Raw genomic sequence first — 16148 nt, 5'->3', positions numbered from 1 at the left:
AATTATAGTACTCTTCCTTGTGTGATTTAGCAACTCTAAATCAAAAAAATTTTCTAATTATTTAAAAATCATTTTTTTAATACATGATAAATAGCCCGGTCATGTTGACCGGGCTCGTTTATTGGATCTTTAAACGGGATAGACCCCATGTTTACGATCAGTAAATGACAATTGCTTACTTCCATACGCTTCAAACCGGGCGCTCAATTCATCACGCAGGTCATTTGGCTGTATGATCCCATCAACAATCATCTCGGAGGCTAAGCGGTAGATATCAATGTCTTCATTGTATTCATTGCGTTTCTGTTCGATGAATGCGGGGCGTTCTTCCGGTTCCATTGCATTGATTTTATTAGCATAGACGGCATTAACCGCAGCTTCTGCCCCCATGACCGCAATCAATGCCGTCGGTAAGGCAAGAACGCAGTCCGGTTCAAAAGCCGGACCAGCCATCGCGTATAGTCCAGCACCATACGCCTTACGGACAATGACAGAAATCTTGGGAACAGTGGCTTCACTCATGGCCGAAATCATTTTCGCACCATGGCGAATGATCCCTGCCCGTTCGACCTTCGTCCCAATCATGAATCCTGGAATATCCACCAGAAACAACAGCGGTATATGGAAAGCATCGCATAAATTGATGAACTTGGCTGCTTTATCAGCTGAATCATGGAAAAGCACGCCCCCCTTGACACGCGGCTGATTGGCTATGATCCCTATCGTTTGTCCATTTAGCCTTGCAAGCCCAGTAATTAATTCAGGTGCAAATAGCTTCTTGATTTCACAAAAAGATTGCCTGTCTATAATCCTATCGATCAGGTCATACATATTGAAGGCTGCATTCTGATTTTTAGGAATCAGTTCTTCCAATGTTTTTTCGAAATCCGCCGGCAGCTCAGGTTTTACGCCTTTTGGCCTTTCTTGATAATTTCCTGGAAAATAGCTTAAGTACCTGCGCGCAAACGCGATCGATTCTTCTTCCGACTTGACAAGCACATCCCCGCATCCTGATACAGAACAATGCATTTTCGCCCCGCCCATTTCCTCTTCGCTCACCTTTTCGCCAATGACCATCTCTGCCATTCTCGGTGATCCTAAATACATGGATGCATTGCCATCCACCATTACGACAATATCACAAAAAGCTGGGATATATGCTCCGCCTGCGGCAGACGGGCCAAACAAAAGACAAATTTGTGGGACTTTTCCTGATAACTTCACTTGATTGTAAAAGATGCGTCCTGCACCGCGGCGTCCCGGAAACATTTCTACTTGATCCGTAATTCGTGCCCCGGCAGAATCGACTAAATAAAGGAGGGGCAGCTGTAACTTTTCAGCTGTTTCCTGAATGCGAATGATTTTCTCGACGGTCCTCGCTCCCCAGGAACCAGCTTTTACAGTCGAATCATTGGCCATGACACAGACCCTCTGACCATTGATTTTTCCGATGCCTGTAACCACGCCATCAGCAGGCAGACCATCACTGGCACAATTAGCAAAGAATGCGTCCTCTATTTCAACCCCTTCATCGAAAAGCAGCTCTAGCCGTTCACGTACGAAAAGCTTTCCTTTTTCAGCGTTTTTTTGATGATATTTTTCTAAACCGCCTTTTTTAATCGTTTCAACCGTTTCGGTTAGTTTATCCGTCGTTACCATCCCTGTTCCTCCTTCAATTGAAATCATTGGCCCTTAAATTCCGGTTTGCGCTTTTCCTTGAATGCCGACAGACCTTCCAGTCGGTCCCGGGTTTTTAAAGTTGTTTGATAACAGTCTTTTTCAATTTCCAACCCTTTTTTCAAGTTAGTCTCAGCCCCATGATTAATCGCCGCTTTTGCAGCCCTGAGTGCCAATGGGGCATTGACCGCAATTTCCCCTGCCAATTTTTTCGCTTCCTCAAGTAAATGTTGAGATGAATATACATGACTGATGATTTTCAAGGCATGTGCCGTTTTTGCATCCAATCTTCTTGCCGTATAAATCAGTTCTTTCGCAGTCGATATTCCGACTATCCGCGGCAGGCGCTGAGTACCTCCCGCTCCTGGGATGATGCCTAATGACGTTTCTGTCAGTCCCACCTTCGCCGTTTCCGATGCGATTCGTATATCACAAGCGAGTGCCAACTCCAGGCCTCCGCCAAAAGCCGAACCGTTAATCGCGGCGATAACCGGAACTGGAAGGTTTTCTACAGCCGTAATCGTGTCTCCAATCAACTTGACTGTCTCCTTGACTTTATCATCATTCATACCTACGCGTTCCTTAAGATCCGCACCTGCACAAAACGCTTTTTCACCCGCCCCGGTTATAATGACTGTTCGTAAATTGGAATCTCTGTTCAATTCATGCAGACCTTCGGTTAAACAATGAAGCAATTCTGTGGATAAAGCATTAGCAGCATCCGGCCGATTCAAAGTCACGAGGGCAATTCCATTTTCCTCCGTGCTTATTTCAACTAATGATGTCATAAATTCACCTCAATTTGTCTTATTGTGCGTTATAAACAGCCATCTGATGGCTAGGTAATGGTTTTTCCAAAAAGCTTTGCATAAAGGCCGCTGCCTTCATTAGTTTTTCTGGATTGATTCCCGTGTGAATACCCATTTTATGTAGCATATGAACTAGGTCATCCGTAGCCACATTTCCGCTCGCACCTGGTGCATATGGGCAGCCTCCTAAACCTCCGAGCGAAGAGTCGAAAGTGCCCACACCATAATTCAGTGATTCAAGAACATTTGCGAGCGCCATTCCCCTAGTATCATGAAAATGGAGGGCAATTCGGCCTATATCATATCTTTTTACAGCCTCTTCAAGGAACATGGCAACCTGTCTTGGAGATGCAACCCCAATGGTATCACCCAATGAGACCTCATCGATACCATATTCAAAAAGTTGATCACAAACACGGAAAACCTGTTCGGACGAAACCTCCCCTTCATAAGGGCAGCCGAAAACGGTAGAAATATAGCCTCTAACCATTTTCCCGCTTTTGGCTGCTGTCCCGATGACATCCTTCATTATTGGAAAAGTATCGGAAATCGATTTATTGATATTTTTAAGATTATGCGTATCACTGGATGACATGAATACGGATATTTCATCGATATTGGCTTCAAGGGCCGATTCCAACCCCCTTTGATTGGGTACAAGGGCCGCATAAGTGATCCCGGGGTTGCGCTTTATTCCCTTAGCCACAAGCGCGGCATCACTCAATTGGGGAATCCACTTTGGATGTACAAAAGAAGTCACCTCAATATAAGATAATCCTGTATCAGAAAGCTGGTCGATCCAATCCATTTTGCTTTGTGCAGGTATCATGACCTTTTCATTTTGCAGCCCGTCGCGAGGACCCACTTCCTTAATTGTCACTTTTTCAGGCCAATTCATCTTACCCCTCCATCCCATTATTCAATGACGGCCAAAACGTCGCCCTCATTTACGAAATCCCCTTCATTCACTTTAAGTTCTTTAATGGTACCGGTTTCCTCAGCTGCAATGGGGATTTCCATTTTCATCGATTCCAAGATAATGATATCCTGCCCGTCTGTTACACTTTGCCCCTCATTCGCTACGATTTTCCAAACGCTTCCTGCCATGCTTGCCTTTAATTCTGCCATCTTACATTCCTCCTGATCATTATGTTTTAAAATGCACGTTATACAGTCAATTTTTTAATATATTTCGCAATGAAATCCGTAGTCGTATCTCCTTGGGAAAAAGCTTCATGAGAACTTATTTCCATCAGTAAAGGTAGATTTGTTTTAATCCCTTCTATTTTATAGCTTGCCAACGCTTCTCTTAATCTCTTGATCGCTTTATCTCTTGAATCGGCGCTCACTACCAATTTTGCGATCATCGGATCATAAAAGTGGGATACGACGGAAGTTCCATGAACAGCCAATTCATGACGGATCCCTTCACCTTCTGGAAGTTCCAATCTGGTGATCCTTCCCGGGGCTGGATAAAAGGTTTTCGGATCTTCAGCATATATGCGCACTTCAATGGAGTGTCCATCCTGTTTAATCTCACTTTGAGTGAATTCCAATTTGTTGCCCGATGCAATTTTAATTTGCTGTTCGACTAAATCCAGTCCCGTAATTTCTTCCGTGACGGGATGCTCTACCTGAAGGCGTGTATTCATTTCCAGGAAATAAAAGTTTTTATCCGCATCAACTAAAAATTCGAGGGTCCCCGCATTGCTATAACCGATGGATTTTACCGCTTTCACTGCAGCCATACCCATCCTGTTTCTAGTTTCTTCGTCAAGGAAAGAAGAGGGAGCTTCTTCCACGACCTTCTGATGCCGCCTTTGAACGGAGCATTCCCTTTCCCATAAGTAAACAGCATTCCCAAAGGAATCCGCCAATACCTGAATTTCAATATGACGAGGCTTCTCAATCAATTTTTCTATGAACATATCTCCATTGCCAAAAAACAATTGGGCTCGTTTTTGATTCCCTTCGAAGGCCTTGGTAAGTTCATCTTCATTAGCCACGGCCTGCATCCCGATCCCCCCGCCGCCTGCTGCTGCTTTTAACATGACTGGATAGCCAATCTTATCTGCTACGGCTGCCGCTTCTGCACTATCAATTAACGGACGTGAAAATCCGGGTACCAATGGAAGTCCCGCTTGCTCCATCTTTTTCCGCGCCTCTACTTTATTGCCCATCTGCTGGATAATCTCTGGTTTTGGACCAATGAATATTAAGCCGGCTTCTTCGCATGAACGTGCAAAATCTTCATTTTCACTAAGAAATCCGTATCCAGGATGAATGGCCTCCACTCCGGTTTTCTTGGCAATCTCCAAAATCTTATTGACGTTTAAATAGCTCTCCTGTACTCGCGGGCCACCCAATAAATATGCCTCATCCGCCAATCCCACAAATGGCGAATCCGAATCTGCTTCCGAATGGACGGCTACCGTGCTTATTCCCAACTTCCTGCATGTACGAATAATGCGTGATGCTATTTCTCCCCTGTTTGCGATAAGAATTTTTCGAATCATTCGATCTCCTCCTTATTTAGTGCCTTCCGATAGTAGGTCAAGAGTTTGTTGCCGAAGCTTATACTTTTGAATTTTTCCGGATGCAGTCATTGGATAAGCATCGGTAAATTGAATGTAACGGGGAATTTTATGAAAAGATATTTTCCCTTTGCAATACTCTATCAATTCTTTCTCCGTAAGGGTTTCTCCTGCTTTCAAAATGATCCATGCCGCGACCTCTTCCCCGTACTTTTGATCTGGAACGCCGAGTACCTGTACATCGACAATAGCAGGATGTTGATAGAGGAATTCTTCAATCTCACGGGGATAAATATTTTCCCCTCCGCGGATGATCATATCTTTCAGCCGGCCAGTTATCTTGCAATAGCCCCTTTCATCCATGACCGCCAAATCGCCCGTATGAAGCCAGCCTTCCCGGTCAATCGCCTCCTCAGTGGCTTCCGGGTTATTATAATATCCCTTCATTACATGGTATCCCCTTGAACAGAGTTCCCCTTGTTTACCCCGCTGGACTTCTTCTCCGGTGGCTGGATCGACGATTTTCACTTCCACTTTCGGCAAAGCCATTCCCACTGAAGAAACACGAAGTTCGATCGGATCGTCCGTTCTTGTCATCGTAATTCCTGGAGAAGATTCCGTTTGACCATAAGTAATCGTAATTTCCGAGATTCCCATCTTATTCACCACGCTTTTCATGACTTCGATCGGACATGTGGATCCTGCCATGATTCCAGTCCGCAACGAACTTAAGTCATACTGGTCAAAGTCATCAAGATTAAGTTCAGCTATGAACATCGTCGGTACACCATGAAGTCCAGTACATTTTTCGGCTTCAATGGTCTGAAGGACAACGCGTGGGTTAAACTCCACGATGGGCACCATTGTTGCCCCTACAGAAACAGAGGCCATCGTACCGAGGGAACAACCGAAACAATGAAAAAATGGAACCGGGATGCAGAGTCTATCAACTTCGGTAAGCTTCATGCATTCCGCGACATTCAATCCGTTATTGACCAAGTTTGAATGCGTCAGCATCACTCCTTTTGGAAACCCTGTCGTCCCTGATGTATATTGCATATTTATCACATCACCAGGAGTCAATTCCTCCATTCTCAGGTCCAGCGACTCCTCCGAAACGGATTCGCTCCCACTAATGACTTCATCCCACGAAAACGTTCCGGGATGACGCGTATCACCTAAAACAATGATATTTTTCAATTTTGGCAGTTTCTCAGATTGTAATTTTCCTGGTTCTGCATTTTTCAATTCAGGTATGATTTCGTACAGCGTATCTATATATGAATGATCCTTATATTGTTCCATCAGGATGATCGTCGTCGAATCCGATTGCTTGAGCAGATATTCCAGCTCACTTGTGCGGTAATTAGTATTGACCGTAACCAGTACCCCGCCCATTTTCGCGGTGGAAAATTGGGATATAAGCCATTCCGGTTTATTGGACGCCCAAATGGCGATATGCTCACCTTTTTTAATATCTAGTGACATGAACCCCCTGGCCGCCTTTCTGCAAATTTTTTCAAATTCGCGATAGGAATGACGCAGGCCTAGTTCATGGTACACCACCGCTTCATTATCACCATATTGTTCAGCTGTCCTCTCAAGCAGTTTCCCGATAGTAACATCTAGCAAATCAGACATCAAACTCCTCCTATCAAATAAAAGTAAGAATGAACGCTTTTTGCTGTATAGATAACATCTGCTTTTCACCAAAATGAACCCAAGCATCATTGTTCATTTTACGTTCGGAAAGATTAACAGCCTAATTGTCTGGCAATAACGATTCTTTGAATTTCGGATGTGCCTTCACCAATTTCCAATAACTTGGCATCTCTTAAATAGCGTTCCACTTCATATTCGCGCATGTAACCAGAGCCGCCGTGTATTTGAATCGCTTGATTGCTGGCCCGGAACGCGGTCTCACTTGCAAAAAGCTTGGCGTATGCCGCTTCCTTTGCAAAAGGTTTTTTATTGTCTTTTAACCATGCAGCCTTATATACCATATTCCTCGCCAATTCAATTTCCATCGCCATGTCTGCAAGCTTAAATTGAATGGCCTGGAAATTTGATATGGATTTACCAAATTGAATGCGCTCTTTTGAAAAAGCTAAAGCTCTATCAAAGGCAGCCTGAGCGATACCGACAGCCAAAGCTGCAATCGAAATCCTTCCTCCATCCAGTGTGAATAAGAATTGTTTGAAGCCTTTGTCTGGATCTCCCAATAAATTTTTCTTAGGTACCCGGACATTATCCAGAATGATTTCACAAGTATTGGAAGCCCGAACTCCCATTTTTTCATAATTGCTATTGATTGTAAGCCCTTGGGTATCGGTTGGCACGATGAATGCCGAGATGATATTCTTGCCCTTGGAATCTTTGCCTGATACGGCAGTGACGGTAACGGTTCTTGAATAACTGGCATTCGTTATCCATGTTTTCTCACCATTAATCACATACTCATCACCTTCCAACACGGCAGTGGTTCTCGTACCGCCAGCATCGGAACCTGCATTAGGCTCTGTTAACCCAAAAGCTGCCAGCGTTTCACCCGTCGTGATCGGGACCAGATATTTTTGCTTCTGTTCTTCGGTTCCAAAATAGTAAATTGGACTGGCTCCGAGCGAAACGGCTGCTGCATAACTTAAGCCGGTTCCCCCGCACGCCTTGCCAACCTCTTCAACTGCAATGGCATACGAAATCGTATCCCCGCCCGAACCGCCATATTCTTCAGGAAACGGAATTCCAAGTAACCCAAGTTTCCCCATTTTTTTGAATACATCCTCCGCAAACATGGACTTTGCATCCAACTCTATCGCAATGGGTTTAATTTCCTTTTCGGCAAATTCCCTAACCATTTCCTTAATCATCTGCTGCTCTTTTGTAAGTGAAAAATCCATATATTCATTCCCCTTTCTATTGAGACCGACTAGTTGGTCTGTGCAAATCAAGTATCTTGTTTAATCCACGATAAATTGGTTCTTAAGTAAAAATGGCTGGGTGATTTCTGCTTCTTTCTGTTTATCTGTCAATAGGGCATTCAGAATTAAATCCACGTAAATATCGCCGATTTCATCGATTGTTTTTCCACCGTCCCTTTTGTACCATTTATAGGACCAGTTCACCATCCCCAGAATTGACATTCCGGTAATTTCCACCGGCAATTCGTTGCGGAATACTCCCTTGTCAACGCCTTCTTTGATGACGGAAAAAATGATTTCCTTATACATTTGACGCTTTTTTTTGATTGCTTCAACATAAGGTGGTTTTAAGTAAATGCTTTCTTGATAGAAAACTGAGATGTGTGGTTTATAGAGGTCAAAAACTTTAACGAATGATTGAATGATCTTTTGCATCTTTTCTGTCGGATGGGTACTTTCTGAAATGGCTTCCTGTGCTTTTATTAAAACATATGAAATAAAGTAATCATGGATGACAAATAAGAGTTCATCTTTGGAAGAGAAATGGTGATAAAAACCACCCTTGCTAGTTCCGCATGCCTTAACGATTTCGTTAACGGAAACACCATGAAAACCATGCTGATCGAAGAGCGTCAACGATATTTCAATTATTTTTTCTTTTAACTCCGTAAGAATGCACCCCCTTTGTATCCGCTTACATTTTATCCAGAAGAAAAAGTTTGATTATGTATAAACTGGATTTATTTAGATTTTACCAAATAATTAAAAATTGTCAATTTTTAATTATTTAAAAAACAGCCCTCTAAACCAAGAGCTGTCAACCTACTTATTTAACCGGGTTATTCCTGGACTATCATGCATTCGATACAATACCCTATTGTTATCACAATTTATTTATTCCCTTGGCCTGTTTAACCTGTGCTTTCACAAGCTGCCATCCATTGTCATACTTCCATACTGATTTGATCTCCAATATCGAATCACGTTCATCGGGCCCTTTTACATTTTGGACACCCATAAGCGCTTTTCCTTTACCAAAAACGGTTTTGAGGTCCAGTGAAGAGTATGGATCAACCAAAAGCTCTGTTGGTTCATTTAGTTTTCCATTTCGATAAATGCCCAATTCCTCATAAGCTTGTTTTCTGGAACTGACATCAATCACCACTGGCTTTTGACCTTCAATAATGATTTCCGCTTTGTAGCCATCAATAAATTGTGCCATTACTGGAACGGATGGAGGGACTTCCAGTTCCTTCACATTTTCATCCTTGAACGTATAGGCATAACTGGTTATCAACCGCTCTCTACCTTCCATCAAAACCGTGACCAATACATCCTGGACTCCATCATTATTCAAGTCGGCAACCTTGAGATCTGGAGTATACCCAGCTCTGAGGGGGACGTTGATTGTACGGCGATTGCTTTCCACATTCAATTCAATTTTCTTCAGAAACTTGCTTCCTTCCTCATATGGCAGACCCTGAACCTGGATGATGTCTATTTTCTGGTCACCCGTTACATCTCTTTTTGTGGATATATATGTGCCATCTACCTGAAAATTTTTATCATGCGCTTCAACCGCTTGGTAGCTCAAAAATAGTGAGATGACTAAAACCGCATATTTTAGCAGATCTAACTTTTTCATAGTGATAACCTCTCTTTTCCAAGATGAACTAGTTTGACATTTGTCGCCGTTTGAATTTTCGGCGCTGATCTTTCATGAAGATGGACCAGAAGTAGTAGAATCCTGGCACTAATATCGCAAAACCCACGATATATGTGGCAAACACGGCCCGGAATGAGGTCGGGTCGGTAAATCCTGAAAGAATCGTGACATTTGGATAAATGATATAAGGTAAATGGGCGATACCATAAACATAACTGCCGATTAAATACTGTATGATAATCGCTATTACAGCGAGGCGAGGCATCCCTTTAACCTCCTGCTTAGAAAAATAGGGTAAGTACAGTGCTATCCCGCTAATGATGAAAAAAACGAGCGAGACGAATAACAATGCAGAGTTTTTCATCATTCCTTGGTAAATCCAATTCGCTTCGTTTCTTAACGTGAGCATAACCAACAGAGCCATGACTAACATAAGCGGTCCCGTTATCATCGCATCCCTGCGGTATATTTTGTATGCTTTCATTTCATCAGCCTGTTTTGAGTAATCGGACAGGAGCAAAGATGATAAAAAAAGTGTGCTCATAATCCCGAACCCCACAAATGCATACTCATTCGGACTCGTGAAAAGTTTAGATAAATTCAATTCTTCATTTCCTCTTACACCTTCGACAAATCCAAGATGGGTGATTGGCAATACGCTGATTAATAGCCCCGGTATGATCAATCCCGTCAATCCTGAAATATACGTTAACGCCTTTTCATATTTGTCTACGCTATGCGAGAAAACCAAGAAAGCACTCCTAATACATAGCAGGACCAAAATCAGGCTCGCAGGAACGATCAAGGCTACCCCAATTGGGAAAACCGCACCTGGAAATAAACTATAAATCGCAATAACAAGACCAACCACAAAAGTATTCGTCACTTCCCAAGTTGGTGATAAATAGCTATTTGCTATCTTCGTAGCATTCGTTTCTTCCTTTTTAATGTAAGTCATTGCCCAGAAGCCAGCGCCAAAATCCATAGAGGCCATGATGGCATAAAGAAAAATAAAGCCCCAGACCAGTGTTATTGCAAGAAGAGCATCACTCATTCGCCTTCCTCCCCCTTTATGAATTCGAATCGAAAAGACTTACATCTTTCTGTTCGGCCTTATATATATCATCCATCACGGAATGACGTTTGAAGTAATACAGCAGTGTAAACACGACAGAAACGCATAAAATGATATATACAATAATGAACATCGTGAATAAAAATCCAAGGTTTTCGTACGAAGTGACTGAATCCTCTGTGGACAACATCCTGTATATCGTCCATGGCTGTCTGCCTGTACAGGCAAAGATCCAGCCGCATTCAATCGAAATCACCGAGAGCGGCCCTGCAGCAACAAACAGCCAGAGAATCCATTTTGGATATGTCTCCTTTTTCAGCCATTTATTCCATACCAATGCAAACAGTGCTAACGCGATTAACCCTGAACCAATTATGACCATCGCGTTGAATAAAATATGGACATAAAGCGGCGGCCAATACTCTTCCGGAAAATCGTTTAAACCGGTCACGACCGTATCGAAGCTATTACCGGATAGAAAGCTTAATAACCATGGGAATTCAATCCCATATTTCACTTCCTGGGCTTCCCTATCGGTATAACCGAACAAGGTAAGTCCGGCATGGTCCTTTGTTTCAAACAAACCTTCTGCCGCCGCCAATTTTTCCGGCTGTTCCCTATATAAATGCTGTGTAGTCGCATGACCGTTCAATGCCGTCAAAAAAGAAAAAACCAATCCCAATACAATACCGAGCCTCAGTGCTTTTTGGTGAAAATTAAATTCAGCTGTGCCATATTTATTTTTCAGCATCTTATAAGCAGCAACGGCCGCTATGACAAAAGCGCCTGTAGTATAAGCAGTCAAGGCCGTATGTCCTGCGGTCACCAAGAAACTTGGGTTGAAAAATGCCGCCCAAGGATCGACATCGACGATTTCCCCATTTTCAAACCGGAACCCAGCTGGTGTCCCCTCAAATGCATGGACATTCGAAATCAAAACAGCCGAAGCCATTGCTCCGAATGCAACAAAGAATAAACTCACGATTCGGGCCCATGGCTTGATTTTTTCAGCAGCATACACATAGATTGACATGAACAGCGCTTCTACCATGAATGCATATATCTCTATCTGGAATGGAAGCGCCATGACACGTCCAATCACTTCCATGAACCCCGGCCATAATAGTGACAGCTGCACACCCGCAATCGTACCAGTCGGAATCCCGACCCCAAGTAAAACCCCTAATGTTTTGGTCCAGCGTTTAGCCATGACAACATACTGTAAATCCTTTGTCCTTTGATACATCAATTCCGCGGCCAACATCATCATCGGCAACCCGACACCGATCGTTGCAAATATGATATGTACAGCCATATTCGTCCCGAACATCGCGCGGGCCATTTGTATATGATCCATACTGTCTTCCTTTCTAACCTTTGTCTCTTGGTAGTATCTCCTCTATAAAGGAAAATATTTAATATTATTCCACAAACTAAGTTTTCATAGGTGGTACAGAATGACAATATTTTAACTTAATGATTTTATATTGATTGCTTATTTAATATTCTATCGAGGTTATTCTTAGGATATATAAATTTCGGTTTATCGGTTTCTTAACCTTGCTTAGATTGCATGTACGAACGGCAATATTATAACCGTGCAAATAATCGTCATTTCGTTCGTCACATCAGTAAACAGAGTGGATTTCACATATAAACCTTCGTTCAAACCTTCTGGCTTGCCAGAACCACCAACGATATCTTTCGCACTCACCTCCATACCTTCGTTGATGAGTTATTGAATTTTGTTCCACTGCGCTCTGTTGCTGCTGGGCCTAAAAAATTTTTACAAAACACCTGCATTTTTGAGGATAAAAAGTTTTAGAAATTACCTTTCGATACCAGTAAGTAGTTGACTCTACTTTTCTGAAAATACAAGTGCACACCATTAGCAGCATATATATGTACCCACCAAAATTCTTTACTGTTTCTACAATGGATAAGATTGGGAAATACTACCCAAATACCCGGGTCACCAAATAATAACCATTGACAACACTAATAATGGAATCAATGATTGCCGGGAATTCTTCACAATCCTCTAAAGAACTTTCATTTTTATATTTCTGCACATAAAAAAATACACACATTCCCTACAATAGTAGTCTATGTGTGTATTGCGGCCGGCATTGACTTTGCCCAATTTCAGGAATGGTTTTCCTATAATAAAAGCACGAGTACTACCCTATATATATTTATTTTCATTCCATAGAACTATCTTCGGCATAAATCGCTCTATATTTCTAGCGAGGGGATTTTGCCTGGACTTCAATAATTGGATTGACCTTAGTCAGTCTAATCCTTCTCTTGGCTTACGGCTTTTCAGCTTAATCGGTATTGATAAGGAATGCCTCTTACCTTCTTTGCACCTCATAGGTTATAAGTGATATCTTCTAAATGAAAGCTAAGCTTAAGGATAATCTACATTTAAAAACATAGCCACATCTTTGCTTTTTTGTTTTCTCTGATTCCGCATCCCTGCTCGATCTAATGCCGTTTCATGTAATTTTTTTTCTTCTTCTGTCTCCGGAATAACTTTTGGAACACGTGTTGGACGTTTATGCTCATCAAGTGCAACAAATGTTAAGAGAGCAGTCGCTGCAATTCTACGTACACTGCTTTTTAAATCTTCAGCAATAATTTTTACAAATACCTCCATGGAAGACGTGCCTGTCCATGCCACATATGATATAAAACAAACTGAATCCGTTGTACGAATGGGATGTAAAAAGTCCACTGAATCTGTTGAAGCAGTTACACATTCACTTCGGCTATGACGTGCTGCAGAAATCGATGCCACTTGATCGACGTCACTCATTAGTCGGCCGCCAAATAATGTATTATGATTGTTCACATCATTTGGAAATATACGACTCGTTCTTATCACTCTTGATTCTTTGCAATATTTTGCTTCCATAAACCCGTCCTCCTAAAACATGGGACCCGAAATCACCTATGTAAACTTTTGGTATATGGTAATATTATGATACAAATTTTAGCTTTTTATCCTTTCAACACTATCAGCCTATATGACCTAGTGCTCCGAGAATGTGCAGATTGCATTAAAATATCAATCACCATCTGCTGTTGCTCAAACATTAAAAGTTCCTCCTGTTCGAGTGAACTGTTGTCTTTCTCTTGAAAGAACCAGACCTTTCATATTGGTGGGTCCACCGGTCAAGGGAGGACGGGGTCAGATTATCTTCACCGAGTGATTTCCTGGATTTCCCGTTTAGTTGAAACTGCATCATTCAGCAAATGCTCATCAATGATTCTCATATAAATTTTATCTACTACTACTTCTTCTTTTTCTTGATAAGCTCCTTTAACTAAACGAAGGGGAATTCCCTTTCATTCTTTTATGTCCTGTTCACTCGAAATAAACAGGATTGAATCCCTGTTCCAACATCCTCATATGGTGCGTGCAATTCCCTCAGGATATCTAAAGTGATTGGGCAATGGGCATGACCTTCCCTATCGATTCTGACTTTTTTTGCTGTCTAAAGAATTCGACACAGATTTTGAATACAAAAATTCCGGTCAAGGTCCAAACTAAGCTGCGTCATTTTTACAATTAAATCACTATTACTCCTACACTCCACATAGCTCCGTAGTCTCTATCGCCTCCCCCCTTATTTCATCCCGTTGTTTAAAAAGGGTGAATACTGCTTCTCCTCTACCTTTCTAAATGAATTTCGGCTCCATCATAATATAAAAGCCTTAAATAGATAGCTGCCGAAAAAAGGCACCATCTTTCTATTCCACATAAAGGATGAACCTAGTTGAATATGATAGCAATAATCAATGATGAACAAATAATTGAAGATCCTTCATAAATGCTGACCCAATTGGAATAAGATAGCGTAAATCCCATATAGAAAGTGTAACAAGAGAGGAGAAAAACACTTTGTCCTTTTTCAAAGATCCGCTATCACCCGATCAAATGCTTGCTGTGATCAGAAATGGCCTTGGACCTTCCCAAATCCCCAAAAAAATCATAATCATTGGTGCCGGCATGTCAGGGTTGGTTGCAGCATCCCTTTTAAAACAAGCAGGGCACGATGTAACGATATTGGAAGCAACCGGGAGGGTCGGTGGGCGTGTTTTGACCATACGGGAGCCATTTTTAGAAGGTTCCTACCTTGAAGCTGGTGCCATGCGCATTCCGAATTATCATTACTTAGTTGCAGAATATATTAAGAAGTATGGTTTACGAGTTAACACCTTTGTGAATGCAACTCCTAATGATCCCATTTATGCCAATGGGATCAAGACGACCGCTGCCATATATCAAAGGAACCCGGATATATTGAAGTACCCTGTAGCCCCCCATGAAAGAGGCAAAACAGCTGAAGAATTACTCAACATGGCAATTAAGCCTGTGACTGACTTCATCAATCAAAACCCCCGCAGAAATTGGGAAATAGTCATTAAAGAATTTGATAAATACTCCATGAGCTTCTTTTTGCAATACAATCCTGTAGGAGTGAGTCTATCCACGGGGGCGATTGAAAGCATCAAAGTCCTATTGGGTTTAGAAGGATTCCCTGAACTTTCATTTCCAGCCATTCTTCGGGAGCTTATGCCGCTCTTTAATCCGGACATAAAGTTTATTGCAATCGAAGGAGGAAACGACCATCTTCCTTATGCTTTTCTGCCGGAATTGAAAAATAATCTAAACTTCAGATATGAAGTGACAAAGATCGTTCAACATGAAAATCAAGTAACCATTCATTCCAAACATACTCAAAGCAAAAGACCCTTAACGGTCACCGGTGACCTTGCCATCATGACTATCCCTCTTCAATTGCTGCAATTTATAGATATTGAACCCCGGAATTCCTTTTCTCATAATAAGTGGAAGGCAATAAGGGAGCTCCATTATGCTGCGTCCACAAAAATCGGACTTCAGTTCACACATAGATTTTGGGAAATGGAAGGCATCTTCGGCGGAAAATTGACAACCGATTTACCCATTAGATTTGCTTATTACCCCAGCCAAACGAGCACCCAGAGTGAATCCGGTCTCATCTTAGCAAGTTATACATGGGAAGATGATGCCACTTTATGGGATATACTTCCGGAAAATGATCGTATACAGCACGCATTGAAAAATTTGGCCGTGGTCCATGGAAAACAAGTATATGATCATTTTTTATCAGGGGCTTCTTACAGCTGGACACTGAATCAATATGCATACGGCGCGTTCTCCATGTTTAAACCTGGTCAGGAAACGGACTTGTTTCCATACATCCCAACTCCTGAAGGAAGGGTCCACTTCGCTGGTGAGCATACATCAACCGTACCAGCATGGATTGAAGGAGCCATTCAATCCGGCATCAGGGTTGCACATGAAGTGACGAACCTTCCTAAAACATTCGATGGGCCCTTATAAATGAAGGGACTTTTACTTATTTGTCCATGACTCAACTAAAGAACCATGAAAAAAACCTTCCCATTTGGAAGGTT

The 16148-nt window shown here is 42.1% G+C and carries 14 protein-coding genes; 1 reads left to right on the top strand and 13 read right to left on the bottom strand.

What is annotated here, in order from left to right:
- Nucleotides 1-129: 129 nt before the first annotated feature.
- The 13 genes from IOC57_RS17450 to IOC57_RS17390 all read right to left on the bottom strand — a co-directional run bounded on the left by IOC57_RS17450 (nt 130) and on the right by IOC57_RS17390 (nt 13596).
- Nucleotides 130-1659 carry an acyl-CoA carboxylase subunit beta gene (locus IOC57_RS17450; protein WP_207439883.1) on the bottom strand — a complete coding sequence of 510 codons (1530 nt, stop codon included), beginning with the start codon at nt 1657-1659 and terminating at the stop codon, nt 130-132.
- A 23-nt stretch (nt 1660-1682) separates the two neighbouring features.
- Complete coding sequence (locus IOC57_RS17445) at nt 1683-2465, bottom strand: enoyl-CoA hydratase (RefSeq protein ID WP_207439882.1); 783 nt, start codon at nt 2463-2465, stop codon at nt 1683-1685.
- 19 nt (nt 2466-2484) lie between these two features.
- Complete coding sequence (locus IOC57_RS17440; RefSeq protein WP_207439881.1) at nt 2485-3384, bottom strand: hydroxymethylglutaryl-CoA lyase; 900 nt, start codon at nt 3382-3384, stop codon at nt 2485-2487.
- 17 nt (nt 3385-3401) lie between these two features.
- On the bottom strand, nt 3402-3614 hold the full coding sequence (locus tag IOC57_RS17435; RefSeq protein ID WP_207439880.1) for an acetyl-CoA carboxylase biotin carboxyl carrier protein subunit: 213 nt from the start codon (nt 3612-3614) through the stop codon (nt 3402-3404).
- A 38-nt stretch (nt 3615-3652) separates the two neighbouring features.
- On the bottom strand, nt 3653-5002 hold the full coding sequence (locus tag IOC57_RS17430) for an acetyl-CoA carboxylase biotin carboxylase subunit (RefSeq protein ID WP_207439879.1): 1350 nt from the start codon (nt 5000-5002) through the stop codon (nt 3653-3655).
- 12 nt (nt 5003-5014) lie between these two features.
- Entirely contained in the window at nt 5015-6652 is a 1638-nt protein-coding gene (locus IOC57_RS17425; protein WP_207439923.1) for an AMP-binding protein, read from the bottom strand.
- A 122-nt stretch (nt 6653-6774) separates the two neighbouring features.
- Nucleotides 6775-7917: an acyl-CoA dehydrogenase gene (locus tag IOC57_RS17420; protein ID WP_207439878.1), complete on the bottom strand. Its 1143-nt coding sequence runs from the start codon at nt 7915-7917 to the stop codon at nt 6775-6777.
- A gap of 60 nt (nt 7918-7977) precedes the next feature.
- Nucleotides 7978-8613: a TetR/AcrR family transcriptional regulator gene (locus IOC57_RS17415; protein WP_207439922.1), complete on the bottom strand. Its 636-nt coding sequence runs from the start codon at nt 8611-8613 to the stop codon at nt 7978-7980.
- A 208-nt stretch (nt 8614-8821) separates the two neighbouring features.
- The gene (locus tag IOC57_RS17410) at nt 8822-9583 is read right to left on the bottom strand and encodes a hypothetical protein (protein ID WP_207439877.1); all 762 of its coding nucleotides are present in this window, start codon (nt 9581-9583) and stop codon (nt 8822-8824) included.
- Nucleotides 9584-9611: 28 nt separating this feature from the next.
- Nucleotides 9612-10658 carry a cytochrome d ubiquinol oxidase subunit II gene (locus IOC57_RS17405; protein WP_207439876.1) on the bottom strand — a complete coding sequence of 349 codons (1047 nt, stop codon included), beginning with the start codon at nt 10656-10658 and terminating at the stop codon, nt 9612-9614.
- A gap of 16 nt (nt 10659-10674) precedes the next feature.
- On the bottom strand, nt 10675-12036 hold the full coding sequence (locus IOC57_RS17400) for a cytochrome ubiquinol oxidase subunit I (RefSeq protein WP_207439875.1): 1362 nt from the start codon (nt 12034-12036) through the stop codon (nt 10675-10677).
- A 207-nt stretch (nt 12037-12243) separates the two neighbouring features.
- Nucleotides 12244-12399 carry a hypothetical protein gene (locus IOC57_RS17395; RefSeq protein ID WP_286184961.1) on the bottom strand — a complete coding sequence of 52 codons (156 nt, stop codon included), beginning with the start codon at nt 12397-12399 and terminating at the stop codon, nt 12244-12246.
- Nucleotides 12400-13089: 690 nt separating this feature from the next.
- On the bottom strand, nt 13090-13596 hold the full coding sequence (locus IOC57_RS17390) for an acyl-CoA thioesterase (protein ID WP_207439873.1): 507 nt from the start codon (nt 13594-13596) through the stop codon (nt 13090-13092).
- Between the two features lie 1026 nt (nt 13597-14622).
- Between IOC57_RS17390 and IOC57_RS17385 the strand changes: the two genes are divergently transcribed.
- On the top strand, nt 14623-16074 hold the full coding sequence (locus IOC57_RS17385) for a flavin monoamine oxidase family protein (RefSeq protein ID WP_207439921.1): 1452 nt from the start codon (nt 14623-14625) through the stop codon (nt 16072-16074).
- The last annotated feature ends 74 nt before the right edge of the window (nt 16075-16148 follow it).

Origin of the sequence: Bacillus sp. SD075 (genome assembly GCF_017355165.1) — a bacterium.
In the GTDB taxonomy this organism is placed as follows: domain Bacteria; phylum Bacillota; class Bacilli; order Bacillales; family DSM-1321; genus Peribacillus.
The sequence above is the reverse complement of the archived record's forward strand: the minus strand, read 5'-3'. Positions and strand labels throughout refer to the sequence as shown.